Annotated in this window: 19 protein-coding genes; 9 read left to right on the top strand and 10 right to left on the bottom strand. The window is 48.5% G+C overall.

The window, feature by feature from the left end; all coding sequences use genetic code 11:
- Nucleotides 1-22: 22 nt before the first annotated feature.
- From LG198_RS03060 to LG198_RS03020, 9 genes are all read right to left on the bottom strand, one after another.
- Nucleotides 23-208: a DUF2065 domain-containing protein gene (locus LG198_RS03060; RefSeq protein ID WP_230341691.1), complete on the bottom strand. Its 186-nt coding sequence runs from the start codon at nucleotides 206-208 to the stop codon at nucleotides 23-25.
- A 15-nt stretch (nucleotides 209-223) separates the two neighbouring features.
- Nucleotides 224-1108, bottom strand: coding sequence for a protease modulator HflC (hflC, locus tag LG198_RS03055; protein ID WP_230341690.1), 885 nt, complete (start codon nucleotides 1106-1108; stop codon nucleotides 224-226).
- A complete protein-coding gene (hflK, locus tag LG198_RS03050; RefSeq protein WP_230341689.1) occupies nucleotides 1108-2280 on the bottom strand; it encodes an FtsH protease activity modulator HflK in 1173 nt (390 codons plus the stop codon). The genes hflC and hflK overlap by 1 nt, the downstream gene beginning before the upstream one ends.
- Before the next feature lie 25 nt (nucleotides 2281-2305).
- The gene (gene hflX / locus LG198_RS03045) at nucleotides 2306-3433 is read right to left on the bottom strand and encodes a ribosome rescue GTPase HflX (protein ID WP_230341688.1); all 1128 of its coding nucleotides are present in this window, start codon (nucleotides 3431-3433) and stop codon (nucleotides 2306-2308) included.
- Between the two features lie 22 nt (nucleotides 3434-3455).
- Nucleotides 3456-3704: an RNA chaperone Hfq gene (gene hfq / locus LG198_RS03040; protein ID WP_230341687.1), complete on the bottom strand. Its 249-nt coding sequence runs from the start codon at nucleotides 3702-3704 to the stop codon at nucleotides 3456-3458.
- 260 nt (nucleotides 3705-3964) lie between these two features.
- Nucleotides 3965-5362, bottom strand: a complete 1398-nt coding sequence (gene gltX / locus LG198_RS03035) for a glutamate--tRNA ligase (RefSeq protein WP_230341686.1) — start codon at nucleotides 5360-5362, stop codon at nucleotides 3965-3967.
- Nucleotides 5363-5502: 140 nt separating this feature from the next.
- Nucleotides 5503-6948, bottom strand: coding sequence for an efflux transporter outer membrane subunit (locus LG198_RS03030; protein WP_230341685.1), 1446 nt, complete (start codon nucleotides 6946-6948; stop codon nucleotides 5503-5505).
- Nucleotides 6945-10058, bottom strand: a complete 3114-nt coding sequence (locus tag LG198_RS03025; protein WP_230341684.1) for an efflux RND transporter permease subunit — start codon at nucleotides 10056-10058, stop codon at nucleotides 6945-6947. Before LG198_RS03025 ends, LG198_RS03030 begins: the two co-directional genes overlap by 4 nt.
- A gap of 12 nt (nucleotides 10059-10070) precedes the next feature.
- Complete coding sequence (locus LG198_RS03020; protein WP_230342054.1) at nucleotides 10071-11276, bottom strand: efflux RND transporter periplasmic adaptor subunit; 1206 nt, start codon at nucleotides 11274-11276, stop codon at nucleotides 10071-10073.
- 132 nt (nucleotides 11277-11408) lie between these two features.
- Here LG198_RS03020 and LG198_RS03015 point away from each other — a divergent pair, with 132 nt between their 5' ends.
- The 3 genes from LG198_RS03015 to LG198_RS03005 all read left to right on the top strand — a co-directional run bounded on the left by LG198_RS03015 (nucleotide 11409) and on the right by LG198_RS03005 (nucleotide 14045).
- Nucleotides 11409-12038, top strand: a complete 630-nt coding sequence (locus LG198_RS03015; RefSeq protein ID WP_230341683.1) for a TetR family transcriptional regulator — start codon at nucleotides 11409-11411, stop codon at nucleotides 12036-12038.
- Nucleotides 12039-12108: 70 nt separating this feature from the next.
- Nucleotides 12109-12429, top strand: coding sequence for a hypothetical protein (locus LG198_RS03010; protein ID WP_230341682.1), 321 nt, complete (start codon nucleotides 12109-12111; stop codon nucleotides 12427-12429).
- A 347-nt stretch (nucleotides 12430-12776) separates the two neighbouring features.
- Nucleotides 12777-14045 carry a PEP-CTERM sorting domain-containing protein gene (locus LG198_RS03005; RefSeq protein ID WP_230341681.1) on the top strand — a complete coding sequence of 423 codons (1269 nt, stop codon included), beginning with the start codon at nucleotides 12777-12779 and terminating at the stop codon, nucleotides 14043-14045.
- A 165-nt stretch (nucleotides 14046-14210) separates the two neighbouring features.
- Here LG198_RS03005 and LG198_RS03000 read toward each other — a convergent pair whose 3' ends face one another.
- Complete coding sequence (locus LG198_RS03000) at nucleotides 14211-14999, bottom strand: ZIP family metal transporter (protein WP_230341680.1); 789 nt, start codon at nucleotides 14997-14999, stop codon at nucleotides 14211-14213.
- 291 nt (nucleotides 15000-15290) lie between these two features.
- Between LG198_RS03000 and LG198_RS02995 the strand changes: the two genes are divergently transcribed.
- The 6 genes from LG198_RS02995 to LG198_RS02970 all read left to right on the top strand — a co-directional run bounded on the left by LG198_RS02995 (nucleotide 15291) and on the right by LG198_RS02970 (nucleotide 22637).
- A complete protein-coding gene (locus LG198_RS02995; protein ID WP_230341679.1) occupies nucleotides 15291-15944 on the top strand; it encodes a PEP-CTERM sorting domain-containing protein in 654 nt (217 codons plus the stop codon).
- Nucleotides 15945-16035: 91 nt separating this feature from the next.
- On the top strand, nucleotides 16036-18342 hold the full coding sequence (locus tag LG198_RS02990; protein ID WP_230341678.1) for a TonB-dependent receptor domain-containing protein: 2307 nt from the start codon (nucleotides 16036-16038) through the stop codon (nucleotides 18340-18342).
- 121 nt (nucleotides 18343-18463) lie between these two features.
- Nucleotides 18464-18682 (top strand): hypothetical protein, encoded by a 219-nt coding sequence (locus LG198_RS02985; RefSeq protein ID WP_230341677.1) that lies wholly within the window; start codon nucleotides 18464-18466, stop codon nucleotides 18680-18682.
- 145 nt (nucleotides 18683-18827) lie between these two features.
- The gene (locus tag LG198_RS02980) at nucleotides 18828-19520 is read left to right on the top strand and encodes a PEP-CTERM sorting domain-containing protein (protein WP_230341676.1); all 693 of its coding nucleotides are present in this window, start codon (nucleotides 18828-18830) and stop codon (nucleotides 19518-19520) included.
- Nucleotides 19521-19609: 89 nt separating this feature from the next.
- Nucleotides 19610-20239 (top strand): PEP-CTERM sorting domain-containing protein, encoded by a 630-nt coding sequence (locus LG198_RS02975; RefSeq protein ID WP_230341675.1) that lies wholly within the window; start codon nucleotides 19610-19612, stop codon nucleotides 20237-20239.
- A gap of 37 nt (nucleotides 20240-20276) precedes the next feature.
- The gene (locus tag LG198_RS02970; RefSeq protein ID WP_230341674.1) at nucleotides 20277-22637 is read left to right on the top strand and encodes a TonB-dependent receptor domain-containing protein; all 2361 of its coding nucleotides are present in this window, start codon (nucleotides 20277-20279) and stop codon (nucleotides 22635-22637) included.
- The last annotated feature ends 13 nt before the right edge of the window (nucleotides 22638-22650 follow it).

Below are 22650 nucleotides of genomic sequence, written 5' to 3'. Positions count from 1 at the left end.
AATTTTCTTGTGAGATTTAGGACTAGTGCACCAATAGCACAATCAACAGGCCTGCCAGCATGGAAGCCAGCCCGACAAAACGCAACTGTCCATCTTTCATCTCCACCATGCGCTGAAAGGTCTGCTTCCAGGCCCGCGGCGATACCAGGGGCAATACCCCCTCAATCACTAACACGAGGCCAAATGCAAGCAACAAGGTGGAGCTCAAGATGGTCGCCCCGGTTTATTTGCCAGTGTTGCTGGAACGGCCAGAGTTACGCATGTACTTGAAGAAGTCCGAATTGGGTTCCAGTATCATGATGTCGCTCTTGCTCTTGAAGCTGTTGCGGTAAGCGTCAAGGCTGCGATAGAACGCATAGAACTCGGGATTCTTGCTATATGCCTGGGAATAGACTTCCGAGGCAATGGCATCACCCTCACCCTTGATTTTCTGCGCCTGGCTGAAAGCCTCTGCAATAATCACCTCGCGCTGCCTGTCGGCATCGGCACGAATCTTCTCAGCCTCGCCCGCACCGAGCGAACGCCGTTCGTTGGCCACACGCTTGCGCTCAGCTTCCATCCGCTGATAAACAGACTCGCTGACTTCTTGCGGCAAATCCACACGACGCAGGCGCACGTCCAACACCTGAATGCCCATCTGGCGTGAGTCACGGTCAGCACGCTGACGCAGGATTTCCATGATCTGGCTACGCTCGCCGGAAACCACTTCATGAATGGTCCGCTTACCAAACTCTGCACGCAAACCATCATTGACCGTCTGCGACAAACGACGCTCGGCCTGTAACTCGTCACCCTTAACGGAAACATAGTATTTGGCCGGATCAATAATGCGCCATTTGATGAAGGAATCCACCAGCACGTTCATCTTTTCACTGGTCAGGAAACGATCGGGCTCCACCCAGTTCAGGGTCAGGATGCGCTTGTCAAAATAACGCACGTTATCAACCAGCGGCACCTTGAAGTAAAGGCCTGGCTCTTTCTTGACGGACACAATCTCGCCCAGGCGGAACACCAAGGCATACTCGCGCTGGTCCACGGTGAAAGTAGACAAGCTAAGCAGCAGCAAGGCTGCGATCAGGCCCAAGAGCACTGTTCCAAGATTTCTCATTATCGGCTCTCCCTGTCACGGCTACGGAAAGCATCGCGTGAACGCTGGATATTGGGATCTAGCTCCGGCAAGCCGCCGGGAACCACAGGCTGTACCGAACTGGCAGCAGCAGGGTTGGCTCCCGTGGCAGACAGCAGTTTGTCGAGTGGCAGGTATAGCAGGCTATTGTTACCCTTCTGATCAACCACCACCTTGCTGACGCTAGACATGATCTGTTCCTGCGCATCCAGATACAGGCGCTGGCGCGTTACTTCAGGCGCACGTTGATATTGGGTAAGCACCTGTTCAAAGCGGCTGGCGTTACCCTTGGCTTCGTTCTCGACACGCAATTTGTAACCCGCAGCCTCTTCCAGCAAGCGCGAAGCATTACCGTGCGCACGTGGAATCACGTCATTGGCATAGGCATAGCCTTCGTTTTTCTGGCGCTCGCGATCCTGCCCGGCCTTCACCGCATCATCAAATGCAGCCTGCACCTGTTCAGGTGGCTGGGCATTCTGCATGGTGACATTGACGATATTGACCCCAGTGGAATAACGGTCAAGAATTTCCTGCATCAATTGTTTTGCCTGCACAGCAATTTCTTCACGGCCTTCGTACAAGGCAAAGTCCATCTTGCTCTTACCGACGATCTCGCGGATGGCAGTCTCGGCAATGCCACGCACCGACTCTTCTGCAAAGCGGTTATTGAACAAAGTATCTTCTACATTATTGAGGTTGTATTGCACAGCAAATTGCAGGTCGATGATGTTTTCATCATCAGTCAGCATCAGGGATTCCCTGAGCTCGCGCCCACGCGCAGAGCCGCCTTCAGCAGAACGGTAGCCCACTTCTATAGTACGAACCTGCTCCATATTGACCACGGTCACGCTCTCGACCGGATAAGGCAAGTGCCAGCGCGGTCCTGGCAAAGTAGTCTCCACATGCTTGCCAAAACGCAATACGACACCACGAGAGCCCTGATCAACAATGTAAAAACCAGTGGCAAACCAGATGACAGCGATCAAGCCGAGTACGGGCAATATTGGAATTGCCCTCGCTTCCGGGGTAGGTGCCCCTGGACCGCCACCCTTGCCGAACAAGCCATTCAGCTTACGGCTGAATTGGCGGAATACTTCATCCAAATCGGGCGGACCATCGTTATTACGATTGCCCCAACCGGGATCGTTAGCCATGCATCACTCCGAAAAAATCAAAAAATTATGCGTTTAGATAGGATTGCGCCAGCTTTTCCTGTAAGCCCTGCTGATATTCAAGCAATGCCTGGCGCAACAGGTCAAGCCCTTCACCTGTTTTGGCAGAAATACGCACTTTCGAGATTCTACCATACTCGTCGCGATCAAGACCCGGTGCGATTCCTGCGCGATCAATCTGATTCAACACCAGCACCTGCGGCACATCCTGCGCGCCGATTTCAGATAGGACCAGATTCACTTGCTCAACCTGCTCGTCACGATTATCGCTGGCAACATCCACGACATGAAACAACAACTCCGCCTGCACAGCCTCTTCCAGGGTAGCGCCAAACGCCTCCACCAATGCATGGGGCAGGTGCTTGATAAAGCCTACCGTATCCGACATGACGACAGGCCCGCCATCCGGTATGTAAAGCTTGCGGGAAGTCGTATCCAGCGTTGCAAACAGCTGGTCAGCCGCATAGACGCCAGACTGGGTAAGCCGGTTGAATAAAGTGGATTTTCCAGCGTTGGTATAGCCAACCAGGGAAACAGACAACACCTGGGAACGACGGCGGGCGCGGCGCTGCATGCCACGCTGCTGCTTGAGCTTGGCAAGCTTCTCGCGCAATTGCTTGACGCGTATGCGCAACATGCGCCTGTCCAGCTCCAACTGAGTTTCGCCCGGACCGCCACGCACGCCAATACCGCCCTTTTGCCGCTCAAGATGGGTCCAGCCACGTACAAGACGGGTGGACAAGTGCTCAAGCTGGGCAAGTTCCACCTGCAACTTACCCTCATGGCTGTGTGCCCGCTGGGCAAAAATATCCAGGATCAACCCGGTACGGTCGACTACTCGAGCTTCAAGCAGTTGCTCAAGATTGCGCTGCTGGGAAGGACTAAGATCATGATTGAATACCGCCACCTGCGCATTGGCGGCTTTCATAGAGGCGAGCAGCTCATCCGCCTTGCCACTGCCAACAAAGAACTTGGGATCGGGTTTGGGACGGCGGCTTTCTACCGTCCCGGTGATAGACATGCCTGCACTGATCACAAGCTGCTGCAACTCCTGCAGGCTTTCCTCATACCCAGGATCACCAAAATCCACGCTCACCAGTACGGAAGCATCTCCGCCGCCTGGCCGGTCAAACATATAAACAGAAATTCAGCAAAAATTAACCTTCAGATGCGGTAGCGGCTGGCCCATGAGGAATGGAAACCGCGCGGCCTGGGACAATGGTGGAAATCGCATGCTTGTATACCATCTGAGTAACGGTATTTTTGAGCAGAATGACATACTGATCAAAAGAATCTACCTGACCCTGCAATTTGATCCCATTGACGAGATAAATTGAAACAGGCACGTGCTCCTTGCGCAACGTGTTCAGAAAGGGGTCTTGTAACATCTGCCCTTTAACGCTCATTTTAATGCTCCTTTACCTTTGTAATTGTATATATAGGGAGTTTTATTCTGGAAGTAACTTTACGTGAAAAACTTTCCCCAAGCTAGAGCTTGCCACCAATACGCTCAATTTCTACTTGATGGGGCCTAAAAGCTTAAAAACAAGTCTTTTTTGCAGGCCTAGCTTCAAATCGGCAAAATCAACTCAACACTAGGACTGCATAGAAATCAAATTGTTCTGATCTTTACAGGCTTTTTCTACTCAATATCGTTTCGAGACATTTATGCATTCAGAATAGCCTGCATGCGCTCTAACCCTTCATCCTTGCCCAAGAATGCCATCACGGCATCGATACTGGGGGACTGGGCTCCACCGGTGAGCATCACACGCAATGGCATGGCCACCTTGGGAAACTTGAGGCCATTGCTGGTAACGGCATGCTCAATCGCTTCATGCAGTTTTTCCTGAGTCCACTCCACATGCGCAAGTACATCGAACAAGGCATTCAAAACTGGCAATATCTCTGGCGTTACATGTTTTTCCAACGCAATAGCATCCACCTGTGGCTTCTGGTAAAAGTAGGCAACACTGCTCGCCAGCTGATTGAGCGTATTGGCACGATCCCGGTATAGCGCAATCACACCCTCGAGCTTTACCTGATCGTGAACGACGACACCAGCCTGAGCCAAGCGGTTGGTGACCTCCTGCGCCAACCGTCCCAGATCCGCCTGTTTTATATAATGCGCATTCAACCAATTCAGCTTTTCAGTATTAAATTGGGCAGCGGATGGCGTGATATGGTCAAGATCGAACCACTCACAAAACTGTGCCATGCTAAAAATTTCGTCATCGCCATGCGACCATCCCAGGCGGGCCAGGTAATTAAGCACAGCTTCAGGCAGATAGCCATCCTCATGATATTGCATCACACTGACGGCCCCGTGGCGCTTGGATAGCTTCTGGCCGTCATCACCAAGAATCATGGAAAGATGGGCATATTGCGGAATTGTCGCGCCAAGGGCATGCAACAGGTTGATCTGGCGCGGTGTGTTATTGACATGGTCATCTCCACGGATGACTTGGGTAATCCCCATATCCCAATCATCCACGACCACACAGAAGTTATAGGTAGGTGTGCCATCTGCACGCGCAATAATCAGGTCATCCAACTCTTCATTGGCAATACTGATCTGCCCTTTTACCAAATCATCCCATACCACGTTGCCTGATAGAGGGTTTTTAAAGCGAATCACCGGCGGAACACCAGCCGGAGGCGCAGGCAACTCCTTGCCTGCCTCAGGGCGCCAGCGGCCATCATAACGGGGCTTCTTGCCCTCAATCATTTGCTGCTCACGCAAGGCATCCAGCTCTTCCTTACTGGAATAGCAATAATAGGCCTTGCCTTCATTCAGCAGCTTGCTGATAACTTCCTTGTATCTATCCATGCGCTGCATTTGATAGAACGGACCCTCATCCCAATCCAGCCCCAGCCAGCTCATGCCATCCAGAATGGCCTGCACGGCTTCCGGCGTCGAACGAGCCACATCGGTATCTTCAATACGCAATACAAACTGCCCGGCATGCTTACGGGCATAAGCCCATGAAAACAAGGCAGTACGAGCACCGCCAATGTGTAGAAAACCAGTGGGACTGGGAGCAAAACGGGTACGAACTGTCATGGGAAAATAGCAACTGATATAAAGGCAGAATTTTAACACGCCAATATCAGGCAGGCGTCAAGGAAACAACTTTGACAGGCAAATACAAAAAAGAAAGCCGAGACACGCTCGGCTTTCCTGATCACCACATCAACAAACTGTTACTTACTTGCCTGCTTTTCAGGCTGATCGTAGGCTTGTGCAGTTTTCCAGCCACCGCCCAGCGCCTTGAACAGGTCAACAGTGGCAGTCAGGCGCGCTTGACGACTTTGAATGAAAGCTAATGCCGCATCGTTATAAACCCGTTGTGAATCGAGCACATCAAGATAGGCTGAATATCCCGACTTATAACGGTTCTCAGAAATCTGCAAAGCCTTCTTGGCAGAATCCTGGCTGATATTGAGCGCATCTTCTCGTTCGCGGCTCTGACGAACCGTCGCCAGCGCATCCTTGACCTCCTTGAAAGCAGTTTGGATAGAGGTTTGGTACGTTGCCAGCGCCTGCTTTTGGCGCGCGCTGGCCTGATCCACACGTGCCGACAATCTGCCAGCCGTAAAAATTGGCAGGTTCAGTCCCAATCCGGCAGACCAGATACGTGAAGGTGACTCAAAAATACGGTTCAAGTCCGCACTCTCGCCCCCATAAATCGCTGTCAGGGTGATTGTTGGAAACAATGCCGCCTTGGCAACACCGATCTGCGCATTCTGTGCAATTAATGTCTGCTCGGCTTCACGAATATCAGGGCGAGCTTCTAGCAATGTCGAGGGCAAGCCGACGGGGGGCACGGGTGGAACAGGCAATTGATGCACATCCCCTTCCGGCACCTTGAGTTCAAGGTCGCCCGTCAGCACAGCAAGCTGATGCTGCACGATTTCACGTTGACGCACCAAATCCGCAATCTGTGCCACCAGGTTAGAATTAGCAACATCCGCCTGATGCACGTCAAGAATGGAAGCAACACCTCCTTCAAGACGGCGCTTGGTCAATGCTAAGCTTTCTTCACGGCTCTTCAGGCTGTTCCTCGAAACAGCAATCTGTGCCTCTAGGCTACGCAACAAGAGATAGTTGCTGGCAACCAAGCCGGAAAGGGAAAGGCTGACCGTATCCTTGGCAAAGTAAGTTCCCAGTGCTTGAGCACGTGCTGCTTCTCGAGCGCGGCGTAGTCTGCCCCAGAAATCCAATTCGAAGTTGGTTCCCAACTGCAAGTTGTAATTCTCACGGATGGCAGGCACGTGTGATGGCAACGGGAAGGCTCCGGTTTCTGTGACCTTCTGTCGCACGCCATTTCCACTCAAATCTACCTGGGGAAATAAAGCAGCTCCCGCTTCACGCATGGCAGCATCAGCCTCTTCAATACGTGCCACTGCATTAGCGATATCGAGATTGTCCGCAAATGCTTTTTGCATCAGCTCATTCAAGACTGGGTCCTGGAATGTTTCCCACCACTTATCCAGCTTTAATGCAGCCTGCCCATCACCATCAGTAGCTTCAGAAGTATTAAAATTAGCTGGAAGCTTTGTATCAGGGCGATGGTAATCCGGCCCCACCATACAGCCGGCCAAAGCCAATGCGACGGCAGCATAAATTAAATTGTGATGTACCATCATGCTGTTTCCTTTTGATCATCGTGATGCACCCGGCTACTAGTTTCACCAGACAGCCAAGTAAAGAACATCGGGATAAAGATGGTGGCAACAAATGTAGCCAGCAGCATTCCGCCAAACACACCTGTTCCCATGGAGCGTCGCGCAGCAGCACCCGCACCAGTTGCAATCAGCAACGGCACAATCCCAAGTACAAATGCCATGGAAGTCATCACAATCGGACGGAAGCGCAAGCGTGCTGCCTCAATTGCCGCCTGCTTGATGGGCAAGCCTTCTTCCAGCTTTTGGCTTGCAAACTCCACGATCAGGATCGCATTCTTTGCCGCCAACCCGACCAGGGTCACCAGGCCGATCTGGAAATAAATATCATTGGGCATGCCGCGGAACAATACTGCCAGCAAAGCTCCCACCAGGGCGAATGGCACAGCCATAATCACGGCAAGCGGCAAGGCCCAGGTTTCAAATTGCGCAGCCAGAATCAGGAACACCATGATGATGGCAAAGCTGAAAGCGAAAATTGCCGCATTGCCTGTAAGCTTCTCCTGATACGCTTGGCTGGTCCAGGCCAGCTGATAGCCATCAGGCAACGTATCATTGGCTATCTGCTCGATCAAATTGATCGCATCGCCGGAGCTCACGCCATAAGCACCACCACCCATCACTTTTGCTGCCAGTAGCCCTTGATAACGCTCCAACTGCTCGGCACCAATAATTTCTTGCACCTTGCTCAAGGCTGACATTGGCACCATATCACCGGTAGCGGAACGTACATACACACGGCCAATATCTTCAGTCTTCATGCGGTAAGCTGGCTCGGCCTGCAATTGCACACGGTAAGTACGCCCACTTCGGTTGAAGTCGTTGACATACAGTGTTCCCATTGTGCTTTGCAAAGTAGCGTAGACATCGGAGATAGGTACACCCAAGGATAATGCCTTGGCTTCATCCACCTCAATCAGCAACTGGGGCACGGTCGGCCGGAAGAAAGAGTTGACCCCTGTCAGGCGCGACTCCTTGCGTAATGCATCCATGAAGCTATTCACAACTTCGGAAAGATGAATCGGGTCAGTATCTTCGCGGCTCTGGACATACATTTCCATACTGCCCGAGCTACCAAGGCCGCGGATAGCCGGCGGATTAAAAGCAATGGCCATACCGTCCGGCTGCATCATGCCAATACCAAACAAGCGCTGCACAATTTGCTCTGCAGTTGTTGTACGCTCGTTCCAATCTTTCAAACGCACGAACATGGTCGCAGCACTGGTTTTATTACCACCACCAATGAGGTCAAAACCGTTAATAACAAACTGGCTTGCCACTGCCGGATCTTCGGCAATCGCCTTGCGCACGTTTTCCATGGTATTGCTGGTGCGTGTCAGGCTTGCCCCATCCGGCATGATCGCGGCAGTTACTACGTAGCCCTGATCCTCTGGCGGCACAAAACTGGTGGGTACGGTACGGAACAGGTAAATGCCTGCCGCAATAATCCCGATAAATACCACGGCACCAATGATGCGATGACGCAAAGTCAGGCCTACAACAGAGGTATAGAAATTGGTCAGTTTGTCAAAACCGCGATTGAATGGCCTGAAAAAGCGTGATTCGCCATGCACATGTTTCAGCAGGATGGCACATAGTGCAGGCGTCAGTGTCAGCGCCACTATGCCCGAAATCACCACAGCCACAGCCACCGTCACCGCAAATTGCCTGTAAAGCTCACCCGCTATCCCTCCCATAAAGGCAACAGGGATAAACACGGCACATAGCACCAGCACGATCGATACCACAGCGCTAGAAACCTGCTCCATGGATTTGATGGCGGCATGCAAGGGCGACAGCTTTTCCTGGCTCATCAGGCGCTCTACATTTTCCAGCACTACAATCGCATCATCCACCACGATACCGATGGCAAGCACCATCGCGAACAATGTCAATGTATTGATGGAAAAACCAAACAGCCACAAGCCGGCAAAAGTCCCGATCAGGGAGATTGGTACGGCAATGAGAGGAATCAGCGTAGCACGCCAGTTTTGCAGGAATACGAAAACCACCAACACCACCAGTATCATGGCTTCGCCCAGGGTATGCACCACCTCGCCAATGGAAGCCTTGACGAAATCGCTGGTGTCATAAGGAATACGGTAATCCATATCCTCAGGGAAGCGCTGTTTGAGCTCTTCCATCTTGGCCTTGATCGCCTCGGCAGTTTCCAACGCATTGGCACCAGTCTGCAAGAAGACGGGTATACCAACCCCCGGCTGTCCTTGCAATGTCGTGCGGATATTATAGTTTTGAGCGCCAAGCTCAATACGCGCCACATCTTTTAGATACAGCACACCACGCGGACCATTGGCCTTGACAATAATGTTGGCAAACTGCTCAGGCTCGATCAGCCGCCCTTTGGCAGTGACAGTGTAAACAATCTGCTGGTCATCAGGAGCGGGATCCTGGCCGATTCTGCCTGCAGCATATTGCGCATTCTGCGCTGCAATCGCCGCGGCTATGTCACTGGTAGTCACGCCGAGCTGTGCCATGCGGTCAGGGCGTAACCATACTCGCATGGAATAATCCTGCGTACCGAACACCGTGACATCACCTACACCTTTGATACGCTTCAACTCATCTAGCACATTGAGTGTGGCGTAATTGCTTAAGTAGAGCGGATCATAAGTTTTGTTTGGTGACACCAGCATCAATGCCATCAAGATGTCATTGGAGCGCTTTTGCACAATCAAGCCAGTTCGGCGCACATCTTCCGGCAAACGCGGCGTAGCGATATTGACACGGTTGCTCACGTTGAACGTTGCCTGATCAACATCTGTACCCGTCTCAAACGTCACAGTAATGGTCAGCGTGCCACTGGAGTCAGCACTCGACTGGTAATACAACAAGCCTTCGACACCACTAAGCTGCTCTTCAATAGGCGCAGCCACCGTCTTTGCAAGAGTATCAGCACTGGCACCAGGATAGGTTGCCGTCACCATGACAGTAGGTGGCGCTATTTGAGGATATTGTGCAATAGGAAGCTGGAAGGCAGCCGCAAGGCCTGCCAGCACGATAATGATCGATACTACCGAGGCAAATATCGGTCGCGTAATAAAAAATCTAGTCATGGTTGCTCTCGCTTAGGCCAGTTTGCTGCTTGCTTTGCCAGCGGACTTTTGCGGCTCGCTTGCAGGAGCCTCTCCCTGCTCTGCGGCAGGATGAGGTTGCAAAGGCGCACCTGGACGAATCTTGATCAGATTGTCGATCACAACCTTTTCCCCGGCATTCAGTCCCTTGAGTATCACCCAGTCGCGACCAATCCAGTCGCCCGTTACTACAGGGCGCACGGCTGCCTGGTTGTTTTCATCCACGATATAAACAAAACGACCCTGCTGGGAATTCATGACCGCCACCTGGGGCACAAGAAATACGCCATCACGCTCACCAACAACTACCTTGGCGCGCACAAACTGGCCTGGGAGCAATTTTTTATCAGCATTGGTAAACGTAGCCCGCAATTGCTGCGTGCCCAATGCCGGGTCTATTTGGCTTGCGGCAAAATTAAGCTTGCCGTTTTCGCTGTACTCACTTCCATCCGGTAATTTCAGGGTTATTTTCTTTACCGTTTTCTCAGTAACAGAGCCGCCAAGCTGTTGCAGCTCATTATCAGAAAGACTGAAACGAACCCAGATCGGTGAAAGCTGCACAACGGTAGTCAACAAACTATCATTTGCAGAAACCAGCGCACCCTCAGAAAACTGGAACCGGCCAGAAACCCCACCAACAGGCGCAGTTACTTTGGTATACGAGAGATTCAACTCAGCCTCGCGTACACTGGCTTGAGACTGCAACAAAGCGGCCTTGGCGACATCATCATCGGAAACCGCATTATCGTATTCACGCTGACTAATGGAATTAGACTCCAGCAGACCTTTCAACCGGCCTGCCTCACGCTGGGTCTGAGCAATCTTTGCTTGCGCCTGCGCCAGTTGTGCCTTTGCCTGCTCTAAAGCAATTTGGTATGGCACCGGGTCAATCTGGAACAGCACCTGCCCTTCTTTTACAGGGGAACCTTCCTCATATAGGCGCTTTAACAGGATTCCACCGACACGTGGACGAATTTCAACCTCACGAGCACCTTCAGTCTGCGCCACAGCTTCAGCACTCACTGGGACACTGGTTGGCTCAAGAGGGAGAACAGTGACCGGCAGAGCCTGGCCGCCAGCAGGCTGTCCCGCCTGCTGCTCACTCTTACCACAGGAAACCAAGGTGAAAGCAACCATCATGGCACCCACGATTTTTTTGCTTGCACTCAACCTTTTTGCATTGGCATGAACCCGATCAATCACACGCACTCCCATATATAACTCCATGTCTTATAAACAAATTACTTGCTTACATTCACTAACGAATGTATATTATATACAAACATGATTGTATGTAAAACTACTTTATCAAAAGGAGACACCTAAAAAAATATGGCACGAAAAACTAAAGAAGACGCCGAGCTTACCCGCCAGCGCATTATTACCGCAGCACGAGAGGTATTTGCAAAGCGAGGCGTTAGCCATACGACAATGGAACATATAGCCTCACACGCACAGGTAACGCGTGGCGCTGTATATTGGCATTTCGCTAATAAAATTGAATTGTTCCACGCTATGCGTGATCAAGCCATGTTGCCATTCATTGAGCGAATTAATGCAGCAGTCCTGGATGAACAATCAGAAGATCCTCTTTTGATGATTGAGCAACTTTTCTGCAATACCATCCAAACTTTAAATGAGGATGCATCCACCCGCCAAACTTATGAAATTATGATGGCAAAATGTGAATATGTAGATGAATTTAATAATGTATTACAAGAGCTACTTATAAATTGTCGCATTTTCATAGAAAAAACCCAGCTACTTTACGAGAAGGCCAAACAAAAAGGGCAAATCAACCCCAACATAGATCCAGCTGTATTAGCAATGGATACTCACTTGTTTTTTAGTGGGGTATTGCATATGTGGGTCAAGGACAATACAAATCTTGGCTACAGGGAACAAACCATCGACCTGATCAAGCAACACATTAAATTACGACGGAAAAGCCAGACCGAATAATATATCTCAAGCAGCTTGTCAGGTTACAGCCATAACGATATGATTAGAAAAGTATTGGGAAAGGGAAATCTTGGAAATTCATAGCGGCGAAATCTATGGCAAGCAGACTGGCAACAAGTTTGTCATGTATAACGTGCTCAAAGTCGGCAAAAACTCCATCACCCTGCAAAATATAGACAACCCACTTAGCCTGTTCGACACTACGCTAACCAAGTTGCAATCCTCTGGTTATATCCGCATCAGCCAAACGCCTTACATCAATACCAACAGCACTGGCAAAAAACGTAAATCCATACGCAATCCTACCCGCTGTCCCTACACTTTGGATTTTCTTGAAGAGCGCGCCGACTCCGAACGGCCCGCTCCAATCATGCCTGATTTGTTTACCTAGCCTCCACAACCCGGAAAACTATTCCCTCATAGCTTTCCCCATAACGCAAACCACAAAGACCTCAGCCATAGACCAAGCTCAGAATCGGTATTTTATATAGCTAAGGTATTGAGCAGATTGGCAACAGCTTCCAACTAAATATTAGAACATCCCCTCTTGTAAGACCAGCTCCAAATAACAAACATCCAGGCAACATGAGACTTAAGCTACTGACTCTCTACGTGCATTACTTCCCCCGCAATATATTAACCATTCAACCAATTAACAATAATACAAATGAGAATTATTATTTTTAATATGGCATAATAATTCAATGGCTGAGTTTCTGCTCATAGGAATCATCAGTCATGGACTGCTTGTCGGGTTTTCCAGCAAGATTTTTTAGTGAATATCCATCTATTGGAGGGGAAATAACTATGAATTTGATTCCACAGGCAACACGTATAGGTATCGCGCTTGCAGTACTGTTTGCAGCCGGCCAGGCTACAGCGGAAGTAGCTGTCTCGCAGGTAGCTATTACCAAAGTAGAAGCATTTAGCAACAACCATCCAACAACTCTTCATAACATCAATGCCATCGGGCAGGTAGTAGGCACCTATTACTACGGCAACAATACTGTCCAGCGCCATGGTTTTGTGATTTCTGATAATGTTCAAACAGATATCGGCACCTTAGGCGGAGCAACCAGCCATGCCTATGACATTAACAACTCCGGCGCTATTACCGGCCAGTCCACAACCACCAGTGCAACAACACCCACATCCGGCTTCATTTATAGTAACGGTACGTTCCAGACAATTCCCACCCTGGGTGGCACTCAAGCACTTGGCCGGGCAATCAACGATGCCGGACAGGTCGCAGGATCCAGCACCAACAGCAGCGGCCGCTATAATGCATTTATCTATTCTGATGGCGAAATCACCAATCTTGGAACACTGGGTGGAGACAACACAATACATACTACCTATGCCTACGACATCAACAATCGCGGACAGGTCGTCGGCCAATCGATAGCAGCTGATGGCAAAAGCTATGCCTATGTTTGGGAAAACGGTCAGATAACCAGCTTGGGCGCATTACCTGGCGGTGCAGAACGTACACCCGCAGGTGTATCCGAAGCACGTGCCATCAATGACGCCGGTCAGATTGCTGGCCGTTCATTGCATGCAGACAATTCATCCTATCATGCATTTTTCTATGAAAACAGCGTCATCACTGATATTGGCACCCTGGGTGGCAACGGCAGCAGCAGCTATGGCATTAATAACCATGGATGGGTGGTGGGAGTTTCAGATATTGACGTTACCACTAACGCGACCCATGCTTTCTTGTACTCAACAGAAACTGGGATACTTGATCTGAATGACTTCCTGCCTGAAAACTCGGGCTGGGAGTTACTGCTGGCCCAGGCTATTTCAGACAACGGCGATATCGTCGGCTATGGCAGATATACCGATCCACTTACCGGTATCGTCGGCCCCAATAACTCAGCCTTTATCCTGTCAGGACTAGGCTTTACTGCGGTTGCTGCCATCCCAGAGCCTTCAACTTATGCGATGTTGCTGGCAGGCATGGGGCTGATGGGCTTTGCAGCGCGCCGCCGCAAGACTGCTTAAGATTTTCTAATCAGAAGAAACGTGACAACCATCGTGAGGATGGTGTCACGTTTTTTTGTTTATTGATATCTCAGAGATAATAAAGTGTTGGTCATTTCACGCTTGAGCCGGAATCTCATAGATAACAAAGCCAGCGCTGCCCACCTTACAAAAAACCGGCATAACTCAATGCACCAGCTTTCCAGCCAGCCAGATTGAACCTATACCCACCCCTATCAACCCTGCTTGCTGCAAGGTGGCAGTAAGTTCAGTTTTTTTATGCAACCCAGGAATCAGGTCTGCAACAGCCACATAAATCATGCTGGCGGCCGCCAGGCCTAGGATAGTCGGAATCCAGTCCAGCACCTGCTGCAGGGCAAAATACGCAAGAATGCCGCCAACCAGCGTCGCCAGACTGGAAACAAGGTTGAACAGAAAGGCCTGCTTCTTACTATAGCCAGAATGCAACAAAATCAGGAAATCGCCCACCTCCTGCGGAATTTCATGGGCAATAATGGCTACCGCTGTCACAAAGCCCAAACGCACATCCACCAGAAAAGCGGCGGCAATCAACACACCATCCACAAAGTTATGGAAAGTATCGCCGATCATGATCATCAACCCGCTGCGACCATGATCATTCCCGCCGTGGTCATGATGATGATCATGTGCACCGACTGTATGCATCTCACATGCCTCCCCATGACAGTGTCGCCATAGCACCAGTTTTTCCAGTACAAAAAACAGCAGTATGCCGAGCAGTACAGTTGCAGACATGGCGTCTACACTGCTTGCGATCTCAAAGGCATGCGGCAATATCTCAAGGAATACAGCCCCCAACAACGCCCCTATCGCATAACTGATCAGCATGGGTACCCAGGCAGCCTTGGCTTTTAGGGCAAAAAATGCCGCACACAGCACACTCAGTACGCCGCCCGCCAAACTTACCAAAATAATCATCAGCAATATAGACATAACCGAAAATTATACGGGATGTCTTTACTTTTGCCGGGGCATAGCCTTGCTTTTTTTTCAATACAAATGTAATGTTAATAATAACTATTACTATTTAAATTTGCAGCATTATACTGAGACACTCCCCCCACTCAGAAAAACTGCAAGCAAGCAGATAACTACTCTTGCTCATAAAGAGAGTTATCCATACCCCAACGGTGGGAGTCCGTGGGAATTAAAAATGCAATTGAGTACTAGCGCCTTCTCGGGGAAGGGATACATAGGTGCTCTCAACTAATAGGAATTTATAAGATGAATATCTCAACAAAATTGGCTGGCTTGGCTTTAGCTAGCAGTGCCATTTTTAGCACTCAAGCTTTAGCAATTGATAATGTTTGGATTTCAAATACTCCATGGGGCGATACCTCTTTATCGGATTATGCCGAATGGCACACATTCAACAGTACCGCTGATACAACCCCTGACTTCGGAGCAAATGGTGCCGTATATGAGACTACCGGCAGAGCCTTTGTTGCCAGTACAGGCAACCTTTATAGCTTTAGCGGCTCTGCTGCCTACACTATCACTCTGAGCAATGTTGCAATTGGTGAAGTATTTGATGTTTATATCCGCGTTGCCACTGTCGGGTCTACTTTCCAACGTGCCGCTACCCTGGACGGTATTGAAGCCACTTTCGTTCAATCTTACTACGACACTCAGGACTTCGGCGGTTTTGGCGGAGGCTACCTTGAAGAAGGTTATTGGAAATGGGAAGACGTCAGCACTACTACTGGATTATTGGTATTCAACTTAAATGCCAATGCACACACCGGATTTGATCAATTGACTCTTGCCACCGTTGCATCTGTGGCTGCAGTTCCAGAACCCAGCACTTACGGCATGATGGCAATTGGCCTGGGACTACTCGGCCTCATGGGTCGACGCAATAAGCGTCAACTTAGTTAAAAAGCCGTTCGAGCAAACAGCCAGCAAGCTTTAATCGCTTCATATCAGGCACGCTTGTACAGCGTGCCTATTTTTTCTGTTTCCGGAAACCATGAAATCACCTATGCACAATGACAGGCTAAGTTCCCGTCAGCTTTCGCTTGCCCTAGTGGTTATTTTTGCCTGCACAGTATCCTATGCTAAAGGGGAAGAAAGCATCTCTTCTCCACCATCAACTATTGAACAACAAAAATCTGAGGCTTCAACAACTGCAACCTCTAGCAATACCCAATCCTCCACCGTATTACCAGAAGTTGGTGTCAGTGCGAGTCGCCTTAAGCAAGATGCCGTATCTATAGACCGCACAAGAACGATTACGACCATAGAAACAAAAGAACTTGAAAGAACACAGCCAGTCACCATATTTGACGCGATCAGAGATGTGCCTGGAGTCGCCATTAATGGAGGCCCTCGCCCAAGCGGCATGACCTTCAATGTACGCGGCTACAATGATGGCGAAGATGTTCTTGTAAGGGTGGATAACGTTCCCAAAGGTTTCGAGAAATATCGTTTTGGCGGGACATTTGTAGAACCAGAGCTGCTTAAATCCATAGAAGTTCAACGAGGCCCGCAAATTACTAGCGGCTCAGGCTCCCTTGGCGGGACAGTACTGGCTAAAACCAAAGATGCCGCAGACCTATTGAAGCCAGGACAGCGTTATGGTGCACGCTTTAAATTCGGCTATGCCAGTAATAATGATGAATACCAGCGCTCCTACATGTTCTACAGTCGACCAATTGATGAAGTCGACATTCTGTATCATCGTTCCCATCGCACATCAAACGACATTACGCATAATGATGGCTCGAAACTGGAAAGTTCAGCAATAAATTCACTATCGCAGCTTTTTAAGCTAAGCATATTCCCAACAGATGATTTGCAACTCACCACATCCATCATCTTGTTCCAGGACAGCGGACTCCAACCCTACGATGCCACAGGAGGAAATCCTGGATCTATTACATTCCGCAATCTGATCCGAGAAATTGATGACCTAAGCATCTCAGAAACGATACGCTGGACACCAGACACCCCGTGGATAGACCTCACAGCCACCATCGGCAAAGGTCATACAAAGCTTAAGGATACCTCTCCCCCAGGCTTTGGCCTCAATTCTTCGAATGCTGCTGGCACTATATATGATGACTATAAATATTCTAGCAGTACTGTAGACATCGCCAACACATCCATCCTCTATGGAAAGAATGACTTTAATATCAAACTATTAGCAGGGCTTCAGTACAACAGCATGAGCCGCGAGGTAACAAAAACTGCAAGTGTAGCAATGGGCAATGTCAATAGTGATGGATTCAATCCCGCGGTAGTTGCTGGAGAAAAGACCTTTACCGCTTTTTACTTACAGCCCCGCATTGAATATGGTCGCTTTGGCATTATCCCAGGTATACGGGTTGATACTTACGATATCTCAACCAACGAGCCTAGGGTACAAAATCACCTGCTCCAAAAGAACTTACCTGATCAAATCAGCTTTACCCATAAAACTTATAGCCTAGGCCTGACATTCGACTTAATTCCCAGAAGTCTGACAATATTCAGTAACTACGGCCAAGGATTTAGACCACCATCTATTGATGAATATTTCAGCTATGCAAGCAATTATGCTGGCAATCTGCTCACCCCTCCTTTTCCTGGCTATATACCAGGCCTAGGAAGCGAATACGGTGGTGGTTTTGGGCGTTGTACCACCCCCGAAACCAACTATATCTGCGGTGATGTTTACCGCCTGCAAACATCAACCTCAAGCGAAATCGGCCTGCATTACCAAACACCGAGACTTTTTGACAGCGATCTTCAACTTATTTCCAAGTTCACATATTTCCATATTAAAACTGAGCATTTATTACGTAGTTTTGCACTGAATACCATCTCTGTTCCAAACGTTGCACCGCCTAACACTCCTCAAAATGCATGGGAAAAACGTTATGGTACTGAATTCGAAAGTAGCTTACTTTACAAAGACTCTTATGCCCGTATCTCCTATTCAAAAACCTGGGGATCGATCTTTGAATACCCTAATATATCTCCAGTATCAATTTATACAGTCCCTGGGAATGCTCTCAATATCACATTAGGCACTCAACTCACACGCAACCTGGGAATCAATGCCAGCTATCGAAAAATATCTGAACGACTTATTGATGGTGGCTCCCAAGATGGCTATGAAGTTTTCAATGCAGGAGCGTTCTGGACAGCAAGCAATAACGTGATATTCAGGCTTGTTGGGGAAAACCTTAAAAATAAAGACTACAACCTTAATGCAGCGGGAGACATGCCATGGCAAATAGGTAACCGCGCCGCCGGCCGCAACATCCGCTTCATTACCGAGATAAGCTTTTAAATTCAAATGTAAATGTATGTATACCGCTATTGCACCACACAATGATAATTGTTATCATTTGTTTTAATGTTGCTATTAGCATGCAAGTATCATTCAATAACATTGGAATAGATTCAACCTTATGTTGCCAGCCAAAGCCCCTGTTAAAACTTGTTTGATCAATTTACTGGATGAATTGGTTGAGCATGACGGCTTTGGCAGCCTTAAGGTAGACATCCGCCTGCTCCGCCGTGGACAGAAGGAAATCATCATTGATTGTGGCAAACAATACCGTTTTGTAGTGGATTTCCAGCCTGCAAACAATGAAACAGACAAAAACCAACATATCACAACCGATTAATTGAATTGGTTTTCTGGTCGCACTTGCTCATAAAGTGATGGCCATTAATTGCTCGACGGTGTGGGTCCGTGAGCCTAAATGTTGAATTGAGTGCCCGCGCCTTCAAGGGGAAGGGGTTAATGGCATTCACTTAATAAAGGGATTCATGATGAAATTTTCAGCTTTAGCTCTCGCCACTGGTTTGGCATTCAGCGCTTCTGCGTTTGCAGAAGTTAATCAATGGGATAGCGCTACGACTCCATGGGGTGATGCTACTCTCGCTCAATATGCAGAATGGAACGTATTTGAAAGCCTGACTCGCACAGGCCCTACTCCGAATGCAGGTAATAGCTTCATTTCCACATACGAAGTCTCTGCTCCTGATGTTGCAGGCGATGGCACATTGACTGCCGTTGGTTCTCCCACCATCACATCTACAGACAATATCTACAGCTGGCGTGAAAACCCAACTTCCTACACAGCAACTCTGGAAGGTACTATCGGTGGCACATTTGATGTTTACCTCCGCGTAGCTACACTGGGCTTGGCACCCAATGCCACTGCCTACCTGAATGGCGTTGCTTCCACTGCCGTCCAAACATTCTATGAATACAACGGTACTCAATTTGGCCTGGAAGATTCCGAACGCGAATTTTACTTCGTTTGGAACGATGTGACTGGTTCTGACCTGTACACATTCACATGGACTGATCTGACAGCCCATACAAGTCTGGACCAGTTGGCACTCGCCACTGTTGCAGTTGCGGCTGTTCCTGAGCCAAGCACCTACGGCATGCTGGCACTCGGCCTGGGCGTGCTTGCCTTTGCTGGCCGCCGCTCCCGCAAGAACAACGCCTAAGCGTTAATCAGTAATAAGCAACTCTCAATACTAGCCCGCACTCATAGCGGGCTAGTATTTTTAATATATCTATCGGGGTAATAAGCATTATGACTTTTTCTACAAAACTGGCTGCAGTTGCTTTGGCTATGTCCCTAGCATTTAGCGGCTCCGCATTGGCTGCAGGTGGCGTTTGGGACTCTACTACTCCATGGGGAGATGCCACCTTAGCTCAATATGCTGAATGGAATACATTCGACAGCGTATCCGGTGATTCCACCCCTGAAATTGGTGCAGGAAGTATCAGTCTTTCTCCTGCTGGATTTACCCTCCAGAATGGCGATATCTATACTTTATTTAGCCTCCCAACCATTACAGCAACCCTGACTGGCACTTCGGGTGTTTTTGATGTTTACCTGCGTGTAGCCACCCAAGGCAGGAATCTGGCTTCTGAAGCCTTGCTCAATGGTGTTGTTGCCAATAGTGTTCTGGCATATACAGGCGCGGCCGATTTTGGCTCTGGCGATGAGCAAGAGCTCTACTGGGTTTGGAACAACGTAACAGGTGCTGACCTGTACACATTCCAATTTCAGGCTTCTGCTCCACATATCTTAATTGACCAAGTTGCACTGGCATCCATAGCAGTGGCTGCTGTTCCCGAACCAAGCACTTACGCCATGCTGGCGCTTGGTCTAGGCGTTCTGGGAGCTGCTAGTCGTCGTACACGCAAACAAAACTAAGTTTTAGTTAGCCGTACTCCTGGCATGCAAGTGATGCATGCCAGGTTTTCATCAACGTTTAACGATATTTTCTTTTTTCATAATGACAATTGCCAGCTCCATCATGTTGAATCGCAGCACTCTGCTGGCACTTGCTTTACTCTTACCCCTGGCACATCAACCACTAATAGCCTTGGCAGAGGATGTAGAGGAAGAAGAACAAACAGAATCTATTGAAGAAGAGGCTCCGGCAATTCTTCCCCTTCCTTCTTCAACATCTGCCATCAGAAGTAATACTCAAGATACTGTATTACCAGAAACTAGTATAAGTTCTTCCAGAATTCGTGACGAACGCATTAATAAAACACAGTCAATTACAAGAATCACCTCAGAAGATCTTGAGCGAACCCAAGTTTCCAATATTTTCGATGCAGTGCGCGGTACACCAGGAGTCAATATTGCAGGCGGCCCCCGCCTCAATGGCATGGCATTCAATATCCGCGGATATACAGAATCAGATGTCGCGGTTTCAGTAGACGGCGTTCTGAAAAACTACGACAAATACCGCTCAAAAGGCACATATATTGAGCCTGACTTACTTAAAACAATAGAAATCCGCCGAGGCCCACAAATCAACACCAATTCTGGATTTCTGGGTGGCGCTGTCATCACGACCACAAAAGATGCAGAAGACTTTTTACGCCCCAATCAGATAGTAGGCGGCAGAGTTAAATTTGGTTATGGCAATAATAATGATGAATATCTGCGCTCTTATTTAGCCTATGCTCGTCCTCACGAGCGTATTGACTTGCTATACAGTTACACTGACCGCCAATCCAACGACATAACTCAAGGGGATGGAGAAAAACTTGCCTACTCCACAGTTGGAACAGTTGCCGAATTATATAAAATTACAGTATTCCCCATTGACTCATTGAAAATTTCCACCTCAATGACAAAACTCAAACAGAGCCCAACAGTACAGTTATACGACACTCTCACTGATGGCCTGTTTACATCAAGCCCATATGTCATGCGAGCAATAGATGAAGAAACAATCAGCCAAACAATCACTTTTACTCCAGAAAGCCGGTGGGTAGACCTCAAAGCAATAATAGGCACAGGCCATACAAAACAGGATGAGACATTACCCTTTGGATGGCAAGGAAACAGAAGCACCGTGTCAGGACCTAACGCAGCTTACTGCATCGGATATACCGGTTATCGTATAAGCAATAATACCCAGCTATCAGCTAACCAATCTGCTGCTCAGTGTCGTGGTGATAGGCTCGATGCATTCAGTTTCAAGAATACCAATTTTGATTTATCCAATACATCTTATCTTTATGAATCAACTGATATAAGGTTGACTTTACTGGCTGGTATTCAATACGTAAAACAAAAACGAGAGCTAGAGCGCAGCTTTGGCAATCCACTACATCGCCCCACAGCACAAGAACCAGCTTCTGGAGTACAAACCACTACTGCATTCTACGTTCAGCCCGCACTAAAGATTAAACAACTCTCTCTTACCCCAGGATATAGAAGAGACTTCGTTGAACTCAAAGCTATTGATGACACCAAGGAAAGTTTATTAGTAGCCAATCAAGCAGAAAAAATTAAACTCCGGGAAGAAATCTTTAATCTGGGATTAGCATATGAGCCAACTAGAAATCTGACATTATTCACCAACTATAGCCAAGGTTTTCGAGCTGTACCACTCGCTGTTTTATGGTCTAACATGGGAAGAAATTCAAGTACAGGAGTACTCGAAACTACGAGTTCCTGCCCTGATGATGGCAGTTCATGTGATGACGTATATAAAACACAGCGTGTTGAGAATACCGAAATAGGTACTTCTTATATAAACCCCAATCTATTCGAACGACAGATACAACTAACTTCGAAGATCACTTTTTTCCATAGCCATACAAGCAATCTTATTTTTGAAACTGGTTTGCAAAACGGCAAAGAAACCCGTAATGGCTGGGAGTTTGAAAACAGTATCTACTATCGGAACTTTTATGCTCAAGCATCTTATTCTCGGGTAGATGGCACAATTTACTATTTCGCAGAAGGTGTATCAGGACCTATTTATACCATCCCAGGCAAAACCTTTAACCTCACTCTAGGATCGAAGCTCGGAGACAAGTGGGATGTAAATATCAATTATAGACATGTATCTGATCGCTATTATGCCGAAGGTATCCCTGGCCCTACGTCTGGCATAGCGGTACAGCCAGGATACGAAGTATTCAATGCAGGTGTTCGCTGGATGCCCAATCAACATCTAAACTTTAGATTAGTTGGAGAAAATCTAGGCGACAAATATTACAACCTTGATGGCGGCTTCGCTGGACAACTTGGTTTAGTTGCTCCTGGCCGTAACATCAAATTTTATGCAGAATTTATTTATTAACTATATTAACCAA

The organism is Methylobacillus arboreus (assembly GCF_020532725.1).
GTDB lineage: Bacteria > Pseudomonadota > Gammaproteobacteria > Burkholderiales > Methylophilaceae > Methylobacillus > Methylobacillus arboreus.
This window is presented reverse-complemented; position numbering and strand designations above follow the sequence as displayed.

Bases quoted from the DNA above. Each gene is read 5' to 3' on its own strand.
- hflC (WP_230341690.1), bottom strand. From the start codon at position 1,108: ATGAGAAATCTTGGAACAGTGCTCTTGGGCCTGATCGCAGCCTTGCTG.
- hflK (WP_230341689.1), bottom strand. From the start codon at position 2,280: ATGGCTAACGATCCCGGTTGGGGCAATCGTAATAACGATGGTCCGCCC.
- hflX (WP_230341688.1), bottom strand. From the start codon at position 3,433: ATGTTTGACCGGCCAGGCGGCGGAGATGCTTCCGTACTGGTGAGCGTG.
- hfq (WP_230341687.1), bottom strand. From the start codon at position 3,704: ATGAGCGTTAAAGGGCAGATGTTACAAGACCCCTTTCTGAACACGTTG.
- gltX (WP_230341686.1), bottom strand. From the start codon at position 5,362: ATGACAGTTCGTACCCGTTTTGCTCCCAGTCCCACTGGTTTTCTACAC.
- LG198_RS03030 (WP_230341685.1), bottom strand. From the start codon at position 6,948: ATGATGGTACATCACAATTTAATTTATGCTGCCGTCGCATTGGCTTTG.
- LG198_RS03025 (WP_230341684.1), bottom strand. From the start codon at position 10,058: ATGACTAGATTTTTTATTACGCGACCGATATTTGCCTCGGTAGTATCG.
- LG198_RS03015 (WP_230341683.1), top strand. From the start codon at position 11,409: ATGGCACGAAAAACTAAAGAAGACGCCGAGCTTACCCGCCAGCGCATT.
- LG198_RS03005 (WP_230341681.1), top strand. From the start codon at position 12,777: ATGGACTGCTTGTCGGGTTTTCCAGCAAGATTTTTTAGTGAATATCCA.
- LG198_RS03000 (WP_230341680.1), bottom strand. From the start codon at position 14,999: ATGTCTATATTGCTGATGATTATTTTGGTAAGTTTGGCGGGCGGCGTA.
- LG198_RS02995 (WP_230341679.1), top strand. From the start codon at position 15,291: ATGAATATCTCAACAAAATTGGCTGGCTTGGCTTTAGCTAGCAGTGCC.
- LG198_RS02990 (WP_230341678.1), top strand. From the start codon at position 16,036: ATGAAATCACCTATGCACAATGACAGGCTAAGTTCCCGTCAGCTTTCG.
- LG198_RS02985 (WP_230341677.1), top strand. From the start codon at position 18,464: ATGTTGCCAGCCAAAGCCCCTGTTAAAACTTGTTTGATCAATTTACTG.
- LG198_RS02980 (WP_230341676.1), top strand. From the start codon at position 18,828: ATGATGAAATTTTCAGCTTTAGCTCTCGCCACTGGTTTGGCATTCAGC.
- LG198_RS02975 (WP_230341675.1), top strand. From the start codon at position 19,610: ATGACTTTTTCTACAAAACTGGCTGCAGTTGCTTTGGCTATGTCCCTA.
- LG198_RS02970 (WP_230341674.1), top strand. From the start codon at position 20,277: ATGCCAGGTTTTCATCAACGTTTAACGATATTTTCTTTTTTCATAATG.